Genomic DNA, 17,669 nt, shown 5'->3' on the forward strand with positions numbered 1-17,669 from the left:
GCAGGAGCCCTCCGAGGTCGTGACGGCGTTGCGGCACACGGTGACAGCGGCTGCTGGAACCGCACTCGAGCGGGAGCCTGCGCGCAACGCAGAGGCCCGGCATCCCGGAGGGGAATGCCGGGCCTCTGCGCCCGATCAGCTGGTACGAGCGAGCAACTGACCAACGGCTGAAGTCAGTTCAACCGTGGGGTCGGACGACGCCTCCTGCGACCGCCAGGCGACGAACCCGTCGGGACGCACCAGCACCGCTCCGCCGGCCTCGATGCCGTACGCCGTGGCCACGCTGCCCGACGTGGTGAACTCCGCACCCGGGCCGCCGATACGGTGGGCCGCCAGGGTGACGCCGAGCTCGCCGGCGACGGCCTTCGCCGCGTCCACCCAGGCCTGTCCGTCCTCGGCGGCGATGACCACCGCGGAGCGGCCGTACAGGTCGAGCACCGAGATGTGCTTGCCGGACTGTTCCAGCTCCAGATGCGGCGCCCGCGTGCCCGGCTCGCCGCTGAGGTTCTGCGGTGCGACCGGCGGCCCCGCGCTGTAGCGGTAGCCGAACACCGTGGTGCCGTACGCCTCCGCCGCGTCATGGCCCTCCGCCTCGTCCCCGGTGCGCTCCTGCATCATCCCGAGAGCCTGCTGCAGCGTCATCCAGGCGACCGGGTGCCGCTCGGCCTGGTACGTGTCCAGCAACTCCTCACCGGCCTCGCCGTCGATGACCGCAGCAAGCTTCCACGCCAGATTGTTCGCGTCCTGGATGCCAAGGCTCGCACCGAACCCGCCCGTGGGCGGCACCAGATGGGCCGCATCACCGACCAGGAAGACGCGGCCCTCGCGGTAGTTGCGGGCCACCTGCGCGCCGATCACGAAGCTGAGCCACTTCGCCCCGCCGGCCGGCAGTTGCGCGACGATGCCCACCTCCAGGTCCGGCTCGCCGATCGCGGCCCGCACCAGCTCGATCGCCTTCTCCTCGGTGATGTCGTCCAGACTCTCGCCGGGCGGCATCCCGGTGGCGAAGATCCACCGCTTCTGACCGTCGTGCGCGAACAGGATCGTCGAAGGAGCCGGCTTGTCGAGGTAGCAGACCCCGACCGGACGGCCCCTGGCGGCCTTGCTCAAATCGGCCTCGAAGAGCACCGACACGGTGGTGGCGAACTCGCCCGGACCGTCGCACTCGATGCCGAGCTTCGAGCGGATCGGACTACGGCTGCCGTCGGCCGCCACCAGGTACTTCGCGCGAACCGTGCGCTCGGCACCCGTGCCGGTGTCCTTCAGGACGGCGGTGACGCCGTCCTCGTCCTGCTCGAAGGAGACCAGCTCCGTGGAGAACGCCAGCTCGGCGCCCAGCTCCCCGGCCCGCTCGCGCAGCAGGTGCTCGAGGCGGTCCTGGTCGATCGGGGCCCACTCGCACGGGCTGACCGAGCCGCTCGGGTCGGGCTGGTCGGTCGGCCCGCTGAACATCTCCGGACCGGCCAGCGTTTCGGCGCGGATCATCAGCAGCTTGCTGAAATCCGTGGCGAGACTGGCCTCGGACCAGATCCGGTCCTCGAGCCCGACCTGCCGGTACAGCTCGACGGTGCGCGGGTTGACGCCGCGCGAACGGGGGTGGCTGAGGGTGTCCGGGTGCCGTTCGACGACCAGCGAACGTACCCCGTGCCAGCCGAGGAAGACCGCGGTCGACAGCCCGGTCACGGCGCCTCCGACGACGAGGACCGGGACCTCCTCAGGGGTCTTGCTCATGGACGGATTCCTTTCCTCGGATCGTGACTGCCGTAGTGCCGCACTGCCGGGCTGCCGAACGCGGTCGCGCTCACGCGGACTTGCGGCAGATGACGACCGTGTCGTAGTCGCTGAGCGGCTTGACCTCGGTGGAAGCGAAGCCCGCGTTCTTCGCGTGCTCGAGAAGCTCGGAGGTCGGGTACTCGGAACCGCCGTCGGTCACGAGCAGCATGTCCAGGCTGATCACCAGGTTCTCGACGTGGTCCGGCTGGTCGTCGAGCATCCGGTCGTAGACGATCAGGGCGCCACCCGGGTTGACCGCGTCGAACGCCTTGGCCACCAGCTCACCGCGCTGCTTGCGGTCCCAGTCGTGCAGCACATGGCCCATGGTCACCACATCCGCTTTCACCGGCAGAGGGTCGGTGAAGAAGCTGCCGCCGTGGAAGTGCACCTTGCCGGTCAGTCCGTAGCTCTCCACGTGCTCGTCGAACAGTGGCTCCATCGGGGGCAGGTCGAAGACGTGACCCTCCAGATGAGGCTGGTTCTTCACGATGATCGAGCACAGATTGCCGCGCGCACCGCCCACATCCAGGACCGACTGCGACTTCGACCAGTCGAACGTGCCGACCAGCTCGGGACCGACGACATGCGTGAGCGCGTCCATCATGTGGACGAACTGCTTCAGGATGTGCGGGTTCTGGACCACCACGTCGAAGTGGCTGCCGGACTGCTGCTCACCCGTGCGCAGGGCCTCCCCGAGCCGGCCCCACGCCGGGTACAGATTCCGGTTGGAACGCTCGAGGAAACCGCCCACCCAGGTGCGCTCACCGCGCACGAGGTAGGTGTCTGCGCCCTTGGCGTTGCGGTAGCCGCCTTCGGCACACTCCAGCAGGCCGAGCGCCGTCAGCAGGTTCAGCCAGTCGCTCAGGCCGCGCCCGTGCAGTGAGAGCTCCTTGCGGATCTCCTCCTCGGTGGAGGGCCCCCTCTTGTGCAGCGTCGTGAACAGGTCCAGTTCGACAGCGGTCAGCAGCGCCTTGGCGTCGCAGAACGCGTTGCTCAGCCGGATGATGCCGGCCGACGTGCTGACGTCCGGGCTGGTTTGCGTCATGCGCAGGACTCCTTCCAACACGGCGCATGGCCTGGCGCCAGGCCGCTGCGCCGGAGAATCCCCTGCGCGGGTTGAGGTCACCTCAAGAGGGACTGGGGCACCGGGTGGCGAGGGCCGGCCGAGGTGGCGGAGGCACGGACATGCCCCCGGGGCCGAAGCGCACTACCGGCCCCGGCGCCGTGCCGCTGCAGGACGCCCTCTGGCGGCGGTTGTTGGGACGACCCGCACCCTGCGGTCTCGTGACGTCGGCCTCCGCCGCCTCAACTGCCAGGCGTTACGTCCTCGCTGTGGTTCCTGCGGGAGCCGGGGCGCAGCGCAAGGGCGCACCATATGGCCGCCGCCGTCAGTGCGGCCGCGGCCATCGCAGCCAGAAGCGGTGCCTCCGGCCGCCAGCCCAACGAGAGCCGGGTGCCCAGCATGGTGAGCACGGCCGCGGTCCGCCCCGGCGCGTAGACCGGCACCCTGGCGGCGGTGGCCCGCAGTGCGGCTGCCGCCACCAGGCCGATCGCGGTCCAGGCGGCCAGATACGGCCACACTGACCCGGGAGCGGCGGACGGCAGCCCGTACTCGTCGGGGCCGATGCGGTACAAGGCGGTGGCCCAACCCAGGCCCACCGCAAGGATGGTGAAGCCCGTCACCCACACGGCGTGGCGCCACAGCGGGCCGGGCCGCAGGTCTTCGTAGTCGTCGGGGCCGGAGGGGGCTGCGAGTTCGATCATGCCCAGAAGGACGCGCCCTGACGGCGGCACGTTGCTCCCGCGGCCCGGCCGAGGCTCAGGCGGCGAACCCCAGTGCCAGGGCACCTGCCACCGGAGCCATGTACAGCAGCGGGAAGGGAATGTGGGAGAACCATCGCGCCCGGGCCACGGTGACGACGGCCCCGGCGAAGTACAGCACCAGGCCGATCCCGGCCAGGACACCGATGACGGGTACGAACAGGCCGACCAGCAGGCCCACCGCCCCTGCGGCCTTGGCCGTACCGAGCCAGGGCCACCACGACTGGGGGATGCCGTAGCCGGCCAAGGGCTGCACGACCCACTCGGCGCTGAAGAAGACGGAGGCGGCCGAGAAGCCCGCCATGGCGGAGGCCAGGAGGGTGACGACGAGGTAGGCGGTGGACATCAGAGATGCTCCCATCAGGCTTGTGCCGGTGCGGGCCTGCTCCGGCCGGAGACTTGCGTCCGTCCCTGCTATGACGTGTCGCGACGCAGGAATGTGACCGGGGACTGACATCAATCTCCGTGCATCACTACCGGTTCTGCCTTCTCCGGCCGCCAGGGCGGGTCCTGGAACGCGTCGGCGTAACGACCGCGCTGGTCGCCGCCGTCAACGAGCGGAAATGACTGGCCCCGCGTACCCGGTCGTTAACCTCGGCACCCATGTAGCGTCGCCGTTCGTCATCGGGGATCCAATGAGCTCGATGGATCTCACCACAAGACACTTTCGCAACACGTCAAGGATCAAGCTGGTCAGTCGGATGTCTGACGCAGGACCAGGGAGACGAAGCCCCAGGCGTCCCGGTAGACGCGCAGCCCACGAGAGGCCGCGCACATCTCGGTTTGTTCGCGCAGCGGAGATCCCGAGTCAACCGCCGATCCGCGGGTCTTGGCAGTCGCTCGCCAAGGCCGGCCGACGTCCCGACTGCCGAGGAGTGAACGACGGCATCGGCCACGAGGGCCTGCGCGTCCTGCTCCGCGAGGAGGCGCTCGTCCGTGCGGGGCGCACGGACAGGGAATGAGCCTCCACAGCGCTCAGGCAGCACGCTGTCTGTCCGGATTTCCGCACTGAACAGCTGAATTGAGGCCGAGAACGGCCAGGCCGCACCGGCGGCCACCGCCGCATCTCCACTGCCCCTCAAGTCGATGTGGCTACTCATCAGGGGTGCCGTGGAGGGATCCCGGCGGAAGCCCAGCTTGCCCAGAGGGGATATGCATGTATGACGTGAAGATCCCGGTGCTCATCGTCGGTGGTGGTCCCGTCGGCCTGTCCACTGCACTGTTCAGCGGCCGGCGTGGAGTGCGCACGATGCTCCTGGAGAAGAGGGACAGCACCTCCATGCTCCCCCGCGCCCCGGGCCTGCAGGCCCGCACGATGGAGCTGTTCCGCGCGGCGGGACTCGGGAAGGACATTCGCGCGCTCGAGATGGGTGATTCCCACGCCTACTTCGAGGGCGGGATCATCAAGGTCGAGACGTTCTCGGACATCGACAACGCGGAACTGCTGGAGTCGCCGTCGCTGGACGGCGAGACGGTCAGCCCCGAGCGGGTGATGGGCTGCGGCCAGGACCGGTACGAGAAGGTACTGGTGGCCAAGGCCAAGGAGTACGGCGCGGACGTCCGCTTCAACACGAAGCTGATCTCGTTCGAGCAGGACGCCGAGGGCGTCACCGCCATCGCCGAGGACCGCGGGACCGGAAAGCAGTTCACCATCCGCGCCGACTACCTCGTGGGTGCCGACGGAGCGGGCAGCCGCATCCGTGAGGCACTCGGCGTCAAGCGCGTCGGCCGCGGCACCGTGTTCAACGCCCTGAGCATCTACTTCCGGGCGCCCGAGCTCGAGACGCTGCTCAAGGACACCAAGTTCATCCTGTGCTACGCCAGCGCGGGGGGCACACTGATGGGCCTGTCCCGGCTGCACGGCTGCGACCCGTGGCTCGCCGCGCCGATCTACTTCCCGGAGAAGGGCGAGAAGCCCGAGGACTACACCGACCAGCGATGCGTCGACATCGTCCGCCGGGCCGCCGGCAAGGACATCGATGTGGAGATCATGGACAAGGTGCCGTGGCAGGGCGCGCAGCTGGTGTCCGAGACCTTCCGGGCCGGCCGGGTCTTCCTGGCGGGGGACGCCGCCCATGTGCACCCGCCGGCCGGCGGGTTCGGGGCCAACACCGGTATCCACGACGCGCACAACCTGTCGTGGAAGCTCGCCGCGGTCCAGCACGGCTGGGGCACCGAGGCGCTGCTGGACACCTATGACGCCGAGCGGCGTCCGCTGGGCACCGCCATGTCGGAGCAGGCCCTGGTGCGCAACCGCATCCGGCACGGGTACTCCACCGAGCAGGACCGCGCGGACTTCGTCGACGACGTGATCATCACGCTGGGTTACCGGTACCGCTCCACGTCCATCATCGGTGCGGAGGGCACGAAGGTGCTCACCCCGGACCTGGAGCTGACCGGCGAGCCCGGCACCCGGGCGCCGCATGTGTGGCTGAAGCGGGGCGGCGAGACGATTTCCACGATCGACCTGTTCTGGGACTCGTTCGTGCTGCTGACCGGCCCCGAGGGCGGCGCCTGGGCGCAGGCGGCGGCTCCGCTCGCGGAGAAGCTCGGCATTCCGCTGCGTACACACACCATCGGCAAGGGCGCGGAGCTCGCTCCCACCGACCGCGACTGGGCCGAGGTCTACGGCATCGGCGCGGGCGGGGCGGTGCTGGTACGGCCGGACGCCTTCGTCTCCTGGCGGTCCGAGGGCGGCGCGGACGATCCGCAGAGCGTGCTCGCGGATGTGCTTGGCCGGGCCTCTGGCATCGAGACCGCCGCTGACGTGGCACCGTGAGGGGAGGGGTGCAGATGACCGGCTACGAAGCAGGCGCCGTGCATCCCGGTGCCGTGCTGGCGCAGGCCATGGCCTTCCAGCCGGCCCGGCTGGTGCTGACGGGCATCGAGATCGGCCTGTTCACGGCGCTCGCCGAGCAGCCGGCCGGCGAGGAGGCGATCAGGGAGCGGCTGGGCCTGCACACCCGGGGGACCGACCACTTCCTGGCGGCGCTGGTGGAACTCGGCTTTCTGGAGCGTTCGGCGGAAGGGGTGTTCTCCAACTCGCGGGCGGCGCAGCAGTTCCTGGTCCCGGGGGACGAGGGCTATCTGGGCGGTTTCCTGCGGATCGCGGGCCAGGTGATGTATCCGGCCTGGGACAAGCTGGGCGAGGCCCTGCGCACGGGCACGCCGCAGGCGGCCACTTACACCGGCGAGGACATGTTCGGTGAGCTGTATGAGAGCGACGAGAAGAAGGACGGGCTCGTCGGTATGGCGGAGGACGCCAGTCGGCCGCTCATCCCGGCGCTCACCGGGTCGTTCGGCTGGGCAAAATACAACTCTGTTCTGGAGCTGGGCGGTTGTCGCGGCAATGTGCTGGCCGGTCTGGTGAAGGCGCATCCCCATCTGGAGGCGTGCGTCTTCGATCTCCCGCAGCTGGAGGGGGACTTCACGGCCCATATGGCGAACATCGGTATGGCGGGCAAGGTCCGCTACCACGGCGGTGACTTCTTCGCCGATCCGTTGCCGCAGGCCGATGTGCTGATGATCGGGCATGCGCTGGTCGACTGGAACGACGAGCAGCGCAAGCAGCTGGTGAAGAACACCTTCGCCGCGGTGCGCCCCGGCGGGGCGTTCCTGGTGTGGGACCCGGTGATCGTCGATGACGACGAGAGCCATCTGCGCAATCTGATCCGCAGCCTGAACCTGCAGCTGATGACGCCGCACGGCAAGGGCTACCGGTTCGAGCAGTGCGCCGAGTGGATGCGGGAGGCGGGCTATGCCGAGGTCACCCGCACCTCACTCGGGCACGACGTCACGCTGGTCGTGGCCAACAAGGACTGACGGCCCGGTCAGGACCGGATGCGGCGCAGGTGCCGTTCCTGGAGCTCGCGGCTGCTGTGTATGAAGTCCAGCAGCAGCTCGAGCTGCTCGGTGGAGTAGCCGGCGACCTGCCGGAAGCCGTCGACGGCGAGCGGGCCGAAGATCTCCTCCACGGCCTCGACGGCTTTCGGGGTCGGCCGCACGATCGACTTGCGCCGGTCCTCGGGGTCGGGGGAGCGGGTCAGATAGCCGAGCCGGTCCAGCCGGTCCAGCAGGGCCGTGACACTGCCTGTGGTGAGCCCGAGCGCCGCCCCCAGTTCGCTGGGGGCGGCGCTTTCGCGCTGCATGAGGACGTCCAGGGCGTGCAGGTCGGTGCGGCCCACACCGAGGCGCTCGGCGGCCGCGGCGTCGAAGGAGTCGACCGCTGTCTGGAGAGCCCGGATCTCGGTGGCGAGTTCCTGCTGAAGATTACTTCGCTTTTCGCTTGACATCCAAGTAACTCGACCTTCAAGATAAATAAAGATAGCTTGGCTATCAAGATAGTCGAGCGCCAAGAGAAGTCAAGATCGGGTCGTTGCCCGGGTTCCCGGAAGGAACACTGTGATGAACACCCAGAAGAACGCCCCCACCGCACAGGTCGAGGCCTACTACACCAACGTCAAGCGACTGGGCCACTGGACGGACGCCCGCACCGTCGAGGTGACCGCGCGCCGCAGCTCGGTCCAGGTGGACCTGCGGTCCGCCGGGATCCCCGAGGGCGACCTCGAGGTCCGTATCGCCGGCGAGCGCTCCACCCTCAAGATCCTGGTGCCGGACGGCACCGTCGTCGACGAGGCGGGGCTCGAGTACGTCGGCAACTCCAAGGTCAAGGACCTGCAGCGGCACACCGCGGGGGGCGGCCGACGGCTGCGGCTGACCGGTGTGCTCAAGCGGAGCGAGGTCCGCATCGTTCGCGGCGGCGTCGCCACCCTCACGGCGATGTTCTCCCGCGAGTTCGTCGACGACTGCCGCACGGCACACCGCGACGGCACGCTGCCGACGGTCCACGCCCCCGAGAGTGTCCATGAGGGAACGCCGAGGAACGCACTCTGATCTCAACAGGGCCTTGAGTACGCCCCCTTAGCTTCGTGGCAGCTGCTGCCGGGCTCCTCCGGCAGCATCCCGGCGGCTCAGGGGGCGTGCTTATGACACCTCATCAACTGCAATTCCTGTTCATCGGACTCGCAGCCATCCTCGTTCTCGGCAGAGTCCTCGGCGCCGGTGCCCGCCGACTCGGGCAGCCACCCGTGGTGGGCGAGATACTCGCCGGCATCCTGGTGGGCCCCTCCCTCTTCGGCGGGGCGATCGCCGACTCCCTCTTCCCCGCCGACGTCCGGCCGCTGCTGGCCGCGCTGGCCAACCTCGGCCTGGTGCTCTTCATGTTCGTCGTCGGCTACGAACTGGACCTGGCCCTGATGCGCGGCAAGGAGAAGGTCGCGGCGAGCGTCTCGCTGTGCTCCGTCGCCCTGCCGTTCACCCTCGGCGTGCTTCTCGCTCTCTACCTGAGTGGCCGTCATGAGACGGACAGCCGCACCGGGTTCGTGCTCTTCATGGGTGCGGCCATGTCCGTGACCGCCTTTCCGGTACTGGCCAGGATTCTGTCCGACAGCGGACTCGGACGGACCCGGATCGGCGGAATCGCCCTCGCCAGCGCCGCGTTCGACGACATCGTGGCCTGGTCGCTGCTGGCCGTGGTCGTCACCGTCTCCGGCGGCGGCGACCAGTGGTCGATGCTGCTCGCCCCGGTCTATCTGGCCGTGATGTTCTTCCTGGTCAAGCCGGGGCTGCGGCGGCTGTTCGACGAACGCAGGGGCGGCGACCGGATCACCGCCGACCGGCTCATCGTCGTGCTGGGCGGGCTGATGCTGTCCTGCTGGGCGGCCGAGTGGCTCGGAGTGCACTTCGTCTTCGGTGCGTTCCTGTTCGGTGTGGTCATGCCGCGGCGGTCCTCGGAGCTGGTCCGGGTCCAGGTGGTGGACCGGTTCGAGCACCTCAGCCGGCTGCTCCTGCTCCCGGCGTTCTTCGTCGTCGCTGGCCTGAAGGTCGATCTGTCCCGGACCGGACTGCAGGGCCTCGGTGAACTCGGGCTGATCCTGCTCGTCGCGATCTCCGGCAAGTTCATCGGCGCCTACGTCGGGGCCCGCGTCAACCGTGTCCCGGCAGTGCAAAGCGGTGTGCTCGCGACGCTGATGAACACCCGTGGCCTCACCGAGATCGTCATCCTCACCATCGGACTCCAACTGGGCGTTCTGGACCCGCAGCTGTATGCCCTGATGGTGGTGATGGCCCTGGTGACGACGGCGATGGCCGGCCCGTTGCTGCATCTGTTCAAGCGGCGCGCGGGCGGCACGGAGGCCATCGGCGACTACACCGACGCCGCGGGCGGGGGAGAGGCGGTGAAGGAACGGCCCGCCGCGCCGGCGGGCAGGCCGACAGCCTGACGCACCGCACAAGAAGGGCCCGCCGGTCGAACCGGCGGGCCCCCTGTGTCCGGGCGACGCGAGGACCCTCAACCAAGCGTCGCCCCGGCCAGCAGCTCCAGCTGGTCCGCCCGCGCGGTGCACGGGAAGACCAGCAGCTCGTCACAGCCGGCCGCCTCATAGGCCGCCGCGGTCTCCCGCAGCCGGCCCTCGTCCGTGATGACCGCCTTCGCCGCCATCTCCGCCTTCGGGCCGATGAAGGAGTAGTACGCCCGCAGATACGACTCGGCGACCTCCCGCGCGCCGGGCCCGAGGCACGCGTACACCAGCGCCACCAGCCGGGGCTGCGTGCCGCGGCCCTGGGCCTTCCAGGCGGCGCGCGCCTGCCCGGCGAGCTCGGCGTAGGCGGTCGCGGAGCTGCCGCCCGCGATCCACCCGTCGGCGAACCGGGCCGCGCGCGCCATGGCCGCCGGGGTGTGCCCGCCCACGATGATCTGCGGCCCCTCGCCCTCCGGGAACGGCCCGACGCCCGGGACCGGGCCCTTGCCGCCCCAGACCTCCCTCAGCTCGCTCAGGATGCCGTCGAGGCGCCGCCCGCGGTCGTGGTACGGGGCGCCGGTGGCCCGGAAGTCGTCGTCACGCCCGCCGGCCGCCACGCCGACGGTCAGCCGCCCGCCCGAGATCTCATGGATGGTGGCGAGCTGTTTGGCAAGCAGCGGAGTGCCGGGGCGGTAGGCGGCCAGCAGGACGGACGTCGTCAGCCGGATCCGCTCGGTCACCGCGGCGGCCGCGGCGAGTGAGGTCAGCGGCTCATAACTGTCGTACACCAGACGGTCGAGCGTGCCGAGGCTCGAGAACCCGTGGTTCTCCGCCAGGCGCGCCCAGTCGACGAGCCTGCGCCCGTCGATGTCCGGCACTGTGGTGGGCAGGCCCACTCCGATCTCCACGGGGTCTCCTCGGTCGTCGGGTTGTCGCGGGACGGTGAGTTCTGTTGGGGGCGTGGGGTTCGGGGCCCGCATCGAGCCACGCGTCTCGCCCCCCCGGATTCCGTCCGGGGGACCCCACGGGGCCCGGATGTGGTCCCGTCGTCGTTCGTCGCGGGATCGAGTGTCGGGGCTCCGCCCCGGACCCCGCCTCGAACGCCGGCAGGGCTTGATGTTGCCCCACGGGCCATGGGCGAGCGCGTTGAACTTCTGCCCGGAAGCGCTGCATGTGCCGGAGCATCCGGCGCATGCAGCGTCGTCGGCGATTGAGGCGCAGCGTCTCGGGCGGAGCCCCGGACCCTGGAAGCGCCGCGGCCCCGCGGAACATGCCCGTGCCGGCAGCGCACGCACGCGCCGTCGGCACGGACGGCAGGTCAGCGGTCCTTGTGACCCGTCACCAACGTGTTCCCGAGCGGCAGTTCGTGCTCCGTGATGTCCGTGAAGCCCGCCACCCGCATCCACTGGCCGCAGTCACTCGGGTGGTATCCCGCCCCCGCCGGTGTCATCACCAGCATGTGCAGGCTCGCGACCAGGCTCGCCAGGTCCGGCTTGTCGCCGGGCATGGGGTCGTACACCAGCAGGGCGCCGCCCGGGCGCACGGCCTTGTACGCCTTCTCGATCAGCAGTTTGCGCTCGTCCAGCGAGAAGTCGGCGAGCACATGCCCGATCACCACGACGTCGGCCTCGGGCAGCTCGTCGGCGAAGAAGTCGCCGCCGGTGAAGGACAACCGGTCCGCGACCTTGAGCGTCCGCGCATGCTCGGCGCACGGCCCCGCGTTCTGCGGCCGGTCGAAGACCCGGCCGCTCAGGTGCGGCTGGGCGCGCAGGAGCAGCCCGGCCAGATTGCCCCGGGCGCCGCCGACATCGGTCAGTGTGCTCCAGCCGCTCCATTTCACGGCCCCGAGCAGGTACGGCACCAGCGGCGCGCTCAGTGAGTCCTGCATCGCCAGGAACATGCGCTGGGCGGCAGGGTCGCTGAGCATCGCCTCGAAGTCGCCCTCGGCCTGGGGGGAGCCGGTGCGCAGTGCCTCGGTGAGCCGTCCCCAGGCCGGGTACAGGACGAAGTTGGCGCCTTCGAGGAAGCCGCCCGTGTAGGTGTCACCGCGGACGAGATACCGCTGGGCGGCCTCGCTGTTGCGGTATCGGCCCGAGGCGCGTTCCAGCAGCCCGAGCGCGACCAGGGCGTCGAAGAAGTCGGTGGCGGCCCGTGGATGCAGCCCGAGGGCGGCCCGAAGTTCCTCCACCCCCGCCTCGCTGTCCGCGGTCTCGGCGAGCGCGCTGAACACGCCCAGTTCCAGGGCGGTCAGCAGCAGTTTGGCGGAGGCGAACCCGAGCCCCAACCGGCCGATGCCGAAGGGGTCCTTGGGGTCGGTCGCCGGAGTGATCGTGGTCATGCCGGACTGTCCTCCTTGAGCGTGGTTTCGTCCGTGCCGCGGCCACCGCGGCCACCGCGGCCGCCAGGGTCCGGTGCCCGGCCCGTCGCGGCGTCCTGCATCTCCTCGTCGCCGGCCAGGCCCCGCTGCACGGAGTGCCTCCGCAGTGCGAGGGCGCCGCCCATCGCCAGCGCCATGACGGCGAGCATCAGGTAGTAGAGCGGCTCGGGGATGACGTCGATGAGCCGGACCATGCCGCTGCCCGCGCCGCCGCCGAGCGCGGCGAACAGCCACAGCAGACCGAGCATGTGCGCGATGAACTTGCGCGGCAGCACGTCGGCGACGGCCGCGATCCCGACCGCGGCGACGATCAACTCGCCGCAGGCGTGCATCAGATAGACCACGAGCAGCCACAGCGGGGAGACCTTCCGGTCGCCCGCCGCCAGTGCCGCGGCCAGCGCCATGATCAGGAAGCTGACGCCGGTGAGGCCGAGCCCGACGGAGAACTTCACCGGCACCCCGCCGCTCCCGCCGCGGTACTTCAGCAGCGCCCAGGCGAACACCGGGGCCAGTACGAGGATGAACAGCGGAGTCGCCGACTGCAGCCAGCTCACCGGCACGTCGAAGCCGAGCACCTGTCGGTCCGTCGACTCCTTGGCGAACAGGGTGAGGGACGAGCCGTCCTGGGCGATCATCGACCAGAACAGCGTCGAGCCGAGGAAGATCCACAGGAAGGAGCGCAGTCTTCTTCGGTCGCCCGCGGTCAGCTCCTTGCTGCGGTAGAGCACCAGATAGGCGAGGACCGGCGCGATGATGCTCACGGTGCCGACCAGGCCGATGGCGCCCGCAGGCCCCAGCCCGCCGGACGCCACACCCGCGGTGATCAGCAGCAGCACCACGGCCGCAGTGATCCCGATCCGGCGGAACGCGCGCCGGGACTCCTCGCGGCCGAGCGGCCGCCCGGGCCGGGCGCCGACCTCCTTGAACTGGTGTCGGCTGATGAACAGCTGGACCGTGCCGAGGAGCATCGCCGTGCCGGAGACGGCGAAACCGAGCCGCCAGTCGACCCGTTCGCCGAGGAAGCCGGCGATGAGCGGCGAGAGCAGGGCACTGACCTGGATGCCGACGTACATCAGCGAGATTCCGGCCTCGCGGCGGCCGCTGTCCTTGCCGAACATCAGGTTGAGCATGGCCTGGTGGTTCGGCTTGTACAGGCCGAGCCCGGCCGCGAGCAGGATCAGGCCCAGCGGTGTGGTCCACAGCCAGGGGGTGGCGAGCGCGAAGTGGCCGACGGTGGTGACACCGGCCCCGATCAAGAGGGTGCGGCGGGGGCCGAGCAGCCGGTCGGCCACCCAGCCCCCGGGCAGGCAGAGCATGAACGCAAGGCCGATCCACGCGCCGAACAGCGCGGCGGCATCGGCCTTCGCGAGCCCCAGGCCGCCCTCGGAGCGCGGGGCGACCGCGAAGAGGACGAGGATGGCCTGCATCCCGAAGAAGCCGAAGCGCTCCCACACATCGCTCATGAAGAGGGTGCGGTACCAGGCCGGCCAGCTTCTGACGGATCCGGAGCCGGCTCCGCCCGGCCCCGCGCCGGGGCCGTGTTCAGCGCGTGCGGTGGTCATGGGGTGTGCTCTCCCTCCGTACGCGCCAGGCGCAGACGGGGCCGGAAGGCCAGATACAGACCCCCGACCGCGTTCTCGGGACTCATCGGGGCCTGCTTCTGCTCGTGCACCTTGTTGAGGTTGGCGAGCGGGTTGGGGTCGCCGCTCTCCGCGCCGTTGAGATGGGCGTGCACGCGCGAGTAGACGTCCCTGGCGTCGTCGAGGTCGGCGATGCCGGTGACGATGCGGTCGAACGCGTCCTGGATGCTGAGACCTTCGCGCTGGTCACCGGTGAGCTTCTGCGCGTTGTAGAAGTGGTGCTCCTTGCCGCGGTAGCTCTCGTAGAACACGGAGACCAGCACCAGCAGCCGCTCGTAGGAGTGCCGGTAGACCGTGTTGTAGAACTCCCAGGCCTCCTTCTCGGTCACCTCGCCGCGCAGGACGCTCGAGATGCTCGCGGCCGCCAGCATGGCGCTGTAGGTGGCCAGGTGCACACCGGTGGACAGCAGCGGGTCCAGGAAGCAGGCGGCGTCGCCACTGAGCAGATAGCCGGGCCCGCAGAAGCTCTCGGCGGTGTACGAGTAGTCCTGCTCGACCTTCATTCCGGAGACCTGCTCGGCCCCTTCGAGGAGGCGCTGCAGATGCGGGGTCTCGGAGATGGCCTTGTCGTAGACCTGCTGGATGCCGCCGAGCGCGTTCTTCTTCTCGTTGAAGATGTCCCGGCCGGTGACCAGGCCGACGCTGGTGGTGCCGTTGTGCAGCGGAATGTTCCAGAACCAGCCGTCCTCCGAGGAGATGACGGCGATGGCACCGTCGGGGCCACGGTCCAGCGGCTTGACGTTCTTCCAGTAGGACCAGGCGCCGACGTTGCGGAAGATCTCGTGGTACTGACGATTCTTCAGGTGCCGGGCGGCGAGCACCCCGCCGCGGCCGGAGGCGTCGATGACGTAGTCGAAGGTGATACGGCCGCTGAGGCTCGCGTCCTTGGTGCCCGCCCACTGGGCCGCCACCGGTCGGTCGCCGTCGAACTCGAGCTCCTTGACGGTGATGTTCTCCACGACCTCGACGCCGAGTCCTGCGGCGTGGCGCAGCAGCAGCTCGTCGAACTCGGAGCGTACGACCTGCCAGGCGTTGGTGCCGTCGTCGCCGAGGTTGTTGAACTTGACCTCCCACTCCTCGGGTCCCCAGAAGAAGTAGGCACCGCCCTTGGGCTGGAAGCCGTGGGCCTCCACCTTGTCCCAGACGCCGAGCATCTCCAGGATCGGCCGGCAGGAGGGCAGGATCGACTCGCCGATGTGGTAGCGGGGGAACTCGTCGCGCTCCAGCAGTGTGACCTCGAAACCGTCCTTGGCCAGCAGGCCGGCGGCGGTGGAGCCCGCGGGCCCTCCCCCGATGACGAGGATCTGGGTGGAACCACGCATGTATTTCTCCAATCCTCCGGAGCTCGCGAAACGGGGTTCTGACCGTCCGCTGCACCGTGCACCCGGCCGCCGGAGGAGTGCTGGAGAGGAACTCGACGCAGGCTCTGCCGCCGCTCCACGCGCGCTGGTGCCCCGGCTCGCGGGCCCTCCTGAGGGGCGGCGCCGCGAGGGGAGCGGCGCAGAGGCCGTGATTGTCCGGTTCCCGTTGGTCGTAGGGATCCCGCTCCCTCCTCGTACGGGGAAACGGGAGCTCGCAGGGTGTGCGGGAGTCGTCTCGAGTGTTTCTCGAGCGAGACCCTGCCGCGCTCTGGCTGAGTAATGGCCGGAATCCATCGCGTTCCAACGCATTTCCATCGAGCAAGGGAGAGCCAGATGGCTGCACGTACCGTCCGGTTGTGGGCGGCGGGCACGACGGCGACCGCGTTGCTGGCCGTGGGGCTGGTCGCCGCCGGCACGACGGCCGGGGCCGAGACCACCAAGCACCGGCCCACGGTCACGGCTGCGCCGTCACCGTCGCCGTCGCCGGCCGCGCAGGTCCGGTACGGCCAGACGACGCTCTACACGACGGACGTCAACAAGCTGTTGAACTTCTACCGGGACGCTCTCGGGTTCGACGTGCTGTTCCGCCTGCCGGAGACGGGTCCGGCGATGTTCGGCACGGTCCGGCTGGGGCCGGACTACTACATCACCATGACCACGTACGACAACGTGAAGCAGGCGACGGGGATCCCGAACATCGGGCGGGCGCGGATGCACCAGTCCGAGATCGTCGTGCTGACCCCGGACGTGGATGCCCTCTTCGCCAGGGCGAAGAGGGCAGGCGCGAGGGTCCTGATGGCGCCCAAGGACCAGCCGTGGGGCGAGCGTTCGGCCTATGTGGCCGACACCGAGGGCAACCTCGTCCAGATATCCACGCACACCGAGAGCTGACCGGCAGGCCGGCTCGCACGGTGGTGCACCGAGGCACGCGCCCCGAAAGGGGCGCGTGCCTCAGCGCGTTGCGCCCGCCGCGACGGTGGCCGGCGTGACGGTCTCGTCCCAGTCGACACGGTAGGAGTAGACGGGCTCGGTCGCCTTGACGCCGAGCTTGAGGAAGAACGGCAGCACCAGGTCGCGTACGCCACGCTGGAAGCCGTTCGACGCGGCCTTCTGGTTACCGGTCCTGCGCCCCTCCTTGATGATCTTCTCCACGCGGTCCTTGCGGATCGACTGGAACGCGGCGAACGCCTGCTGCGGAGTGTCCAGATCGCGCAGGCACTTGGCCAGCACGATCGAGTCCTCCATTGCCATCGAAACGCCCTGGCCCACATGCGGCGACGTGGCGTGGGCCGCGTCCCCGACCAGGCAGACCAGGTCCTTGTGCCACTTCGGGATCGAGAGCATGTCGTAGATGGGGTATCCGAGAATGCCGCTCTCGGTGGACTCGATGATGGCCGAGACCGGGTGGTGGTCGTTGCGGTGCTTGGCCAGCAGCTTCGGCTTCCACTGCTCGTGCGGGGTCCGCTCCAGTTCGCCGCGTGCGGGCTCCTTGGCCTGGTGGAAGTTCTCGAACCAGTAGATCTCGCCCGAGGTCGTGGTCTGGTAGCCGAAGAAGCCCTCCAGGCAGAACGACATCCGCATCACGCCGTCCGCCGGCGCCGCCTGGTCGCTGCGGGTGTAGCCGGCGGTGCCGACGACCCCGGTGTACTGGGGGTGCGGAGCGTCGGGCAGCACTGTGTACCGGGTCTTGGAGTGAATACCGTCGCAGCCGACCAGGAAGTCGCCCTCGGCAGTGGAACCGTCCTTGAAACGGGCCACGATCCCGTCCGTGGTGTGCTCCACGCTCTCGAAGAACTTGTCGAACTCGATCCGCACACCACGGTCGACGGCCGCGTCGCGCAGCGCCTTGTTGAGCATCCCCCGCTTGATCAGCAGGGTTTCGGCCGGGTTCAGTCCCAGCTGCTTGCCCTTGTGGTTGAGGAAGGCGGTGCTGGTGGTCTGGGTGCCGTACTTCTCGACCTCTTCACGGATACCGAGGGTGTCCAGCACGGCGAGGCCGTTCGGGGCCAGATTCAGGAACGCCCCGGCCTCGTCCCGGGGCGCGCTGCTCCCTTCGTAGATGACGGCGGTGACGCCGATGCGCTGCAGGAACATGGCCAGTACCGGGCCCGCGATGCCGCAGCCGATCAGCACGGCCCTCCGCGTTCCTGCCGCTGCTGTGTTGCCCATGCTCAGTCTCACTTCCTGTGCGGTTCGTGTGCTTCAGCTGTTTCGGTCGTGTGGCCCCTGGCCCCGGCGCACGCCGGGGCCAGGGGCCTGGAGCCGGGGGGGGGGGCCCCCCCCCCCCCCCGCCGGGGGGGGGGGGGGGGGGGGGGTGGTAGTGTATTTATAGGAGGACCCCCGCGAGCGGGGGCGGGGGCGGGGGCGGGAAAACAGCCGGAGGGGCGCGACCCCCCCC

Annotated in this window: 15 protein-coding genes; 5 read left to right on the forward strand and 10 right to left on the reverse strand. The window is 69.6% G+C overall.

Annotated elements, in window-relative coordinates:
- Nucleotides 1-135 precede the first annotated feature (135 nt).
- From ACFYWI_RS16330 to ACFYWI_RS16345, 4 genes are all read right to left on the reverse strand, one after another.
- The gene (locus ACFYWI_RS16330) at nucleotides 136-1,731 is read right to left on the reverse strand and encodes an FAD-dependent monooxygenase (RefSeq protein WP_389231720.1); all 1,596 of its coding nucleotides are present in this window, start codon (nucleotides 1,729-1,731) and stop codon (nucleotides 136-138) included.
- 70 nt (nucleotides 1,732-1,801) lie between these two features.
- A complete protein-coding gene (locus ACFYWI_RS16335) occupies nucleotides 1,802-2,818 on the reverse strand; it encodes a methyltransferase (protein ID WP_389231723.1) in 1,017 nt (338 codons plus the stop codon).
- 260 nt (nucleotides 2,819-3,078) lie between these two features.
- Nucleotides 3,079-3,537, reverse strand: a complete 459-nt coding sequence (locus tag ACFYWI_RS16340) for a hypothetical protein (RefSeq protein ID WP_389231726.1) — start codon at nucleotides 3,535-3,537, stop codon at nucleotides 3,079-3,081.
- 55 nt (nucleotides 3,538-3,592) lie between these two features.
- Nucleotides 3,593-3,940, reverse strand: coding sequence for a DoxX family protein (locus ACFYWI_RS16345; protein WP_389231729.1), 348 nt, complete (start codon nucleotides 3,938-3,940; stop codon nucleotides 3,593-3,595).
- Between the two features lie 810 nt (nucleotides 3,941-4,750).
- Between ACFYWI_RS16345 and ACFYWI_RS16350 the strand changes: the two genes are divergently transcribed.
- Both ACFYWI_RS16350 and ACFYWI_RS16355 read left to right on the forward strand, forming a co-directional pair.
- Nucleotides 4,751-6,373, forward strand: a complete 1,623-nt coding sequence (locus ACFYWI_RS16350) for an FAD-dependent monooxygenase (RefSeq protein WP_389231732.1) — start codon at nucleotides 4,751-4,753, stop codon at nucleotides 6,371-6,373.
- A gap of 14 nt (nucleotides 6,374-6,387) precedes the next feature.
- The gene (locus ACFYWI_RS16355) at nucleotides 6,388-7,416 is read left to right on the forward strand and encodes a methyltransferase (RefSeq protein WP_389231735.1); all 1,029 of its coding nucleotides are present in this window, start codon (nucleotides 6,388-6,390) and stop codon (nucleotides 7,414-7,416) included.
- A gap of 8 nt (nucleotides 7,417-7,424) precedes the next feature.
- Here the strand turns inward: ACFYWI_RS16355 and ACFYWI_RS16360 are convergent, their stop codons facing one another.
- Nucleotides 7,425-7,886: a MarR family winged helix-turn-helix transcriptional regulator gene (locus ACFYWI_RS16360; protein WP_389231738.1), complete on the reverse strand. Its 462-nt coding sequence runs from the start codon at nucleotides 7,884-7,886 to the stop codon at nucleotides 7,425-7,427.
- A 112-nt stretch (nucleotides 7,887-7,998) separates the two neighbouring features.
- Here ACFYWI_RS16360 and ACFYWI_RS16365 point away from each other — a divergent pair, with 112 nt between their 5' ends.
- On the forward strand, nucleotides 7,999-8,487 hold the full coding sequence (locus ACFYWI_RS16365; RefSeq protein ID WP_389231741.1) for a hypothetical protein: 489 nt from the start codon (nucleotides 7,999-8,001) through the stop codon (nucleotides 8,485-8,487).
- A 92-nt stretch (nucleotides 8,488-8,579) separates the two neighbouring features.
- On the forward strand, nucleotides 8,580-9,875 hold the full coding sequence (locus ACFYWI_RS16370; protein ID WP_389231744.1) for a cation:proton antiporter: 1,296 nt from the start codon (nucleotides 8,580-8,582) through the stop codon (nucleotides 9,873-9,875).
- A gap of 68 nt (nucleotides 9,876-9,943) precedes the next feature.
- Here the strand turns inward: ACFYWI_RS16370 and ACFYWI_RS16375 are convergent, their stop codons facing one another.
- The 4 genes from ACFYWI_RS16375 to ACFYWI_RS16390 form a co-directional block, all read right to left on the reverse strand.
- Nucleotides 9,944-10,801: an LLM class flavin-dependent oxidoreductase gene (locus ACFYWI_RS16375; RefSeq protein WP_389231747.1), complete on the reverse strand. Its 858-nt coding sequence runs from the start codon at nucleotides 10,799-10,801 to the stop codon at nucleotides 9,944-9,946.
- 410 nt (nucleotides 10,802-11,211) lie between these two features.
- Entirely contained in the window at nucleotides 11,212-12,231 is a 1,020-nt protein-coding gene (locus ACFYWI_RS16380) for a methyltransferase (RefSeq protein ID WP_389231750.1), read from the reverse strand.
- Nucleotides 12,228-13,832: a peptide MFS transporter gene (locus ACFYWI_RS16385; RefSeq protein WP_389231754.1), complete on the reverse strand. Its 1,605-nt coding sequence runs from the start codon at nucleotides 13,830-13,832 to the stop codon at nucleotides 12,228-12,230. The genes ACFYWI_RS16380 and ACFYWI_RS16385 overlap by 4 nt, the downstream gene beginning before the upstream one ends.
- Entirely contained in the window at nucleotides 13,829-15,232 is a 1,404-nt protein-coding gene (locus tag ACFYWI_RS16390) for a tryptophan 7-halogenase (protein ID WP_389231757.1), read from the reverse strand. The genes ACFYWI_RS16385 and ACFYWI_RS16390 overlap by 4 nt, the downstream gene beginning before the upstream one ends.
- Nucleotides 15,233-15,604: 372 nt before the next feature.
- Here ACFYWI_RS16390 and ACFYWI_RS16395 point away from each other — a divergent pair, with 372 nt between their 5' ends.
- The gene (locus ACFYWI_RS16395) at nucleotides 15,605-16,162 is read left to right on the forward strand and encodes a VOC family protein (RefSeq protein ID WP_389231760.1); all 558 of its coding nucleotides are present in this window, start codon (nucleotides 15,605-15,607) and stop codon (nucleotides 16,160-16,162) included.
- A gap of 60 nt (nucleotides 16,163-16,222) precedes the next feature.
- Here ACFYWI_RS16395 and ACFYWI_RS16400 read toward each other — a convergent pair whose 3' ends face one another.
- The gene (locus ACFYWI_RS16400; RefSeq protein ID WP_389231763.1) at nucleotides 16,223-17,440 is read right to left on the reverse strand and encodes an FAD-dependent monooxygenase; all 1,218 of its coding nucleotides are present in this window, start codon (nucleotides 17,438-17,440) and stop codon (nucleotides 16,223-16,225) included.
- Nucleotides 17,441-17,669 lie beyond the last annotated feature (229 nt).

Source organism: Streptomyces sp. NPDC002889 (assembly GCF_042888425.1).
In the GTDB taxonomy this organism is placed as follows: domain Bacteria; phylum Actinomycetota; class Actinomycetes; order Streptomycetales; family Streptomycetaceae; genus Streptomyces.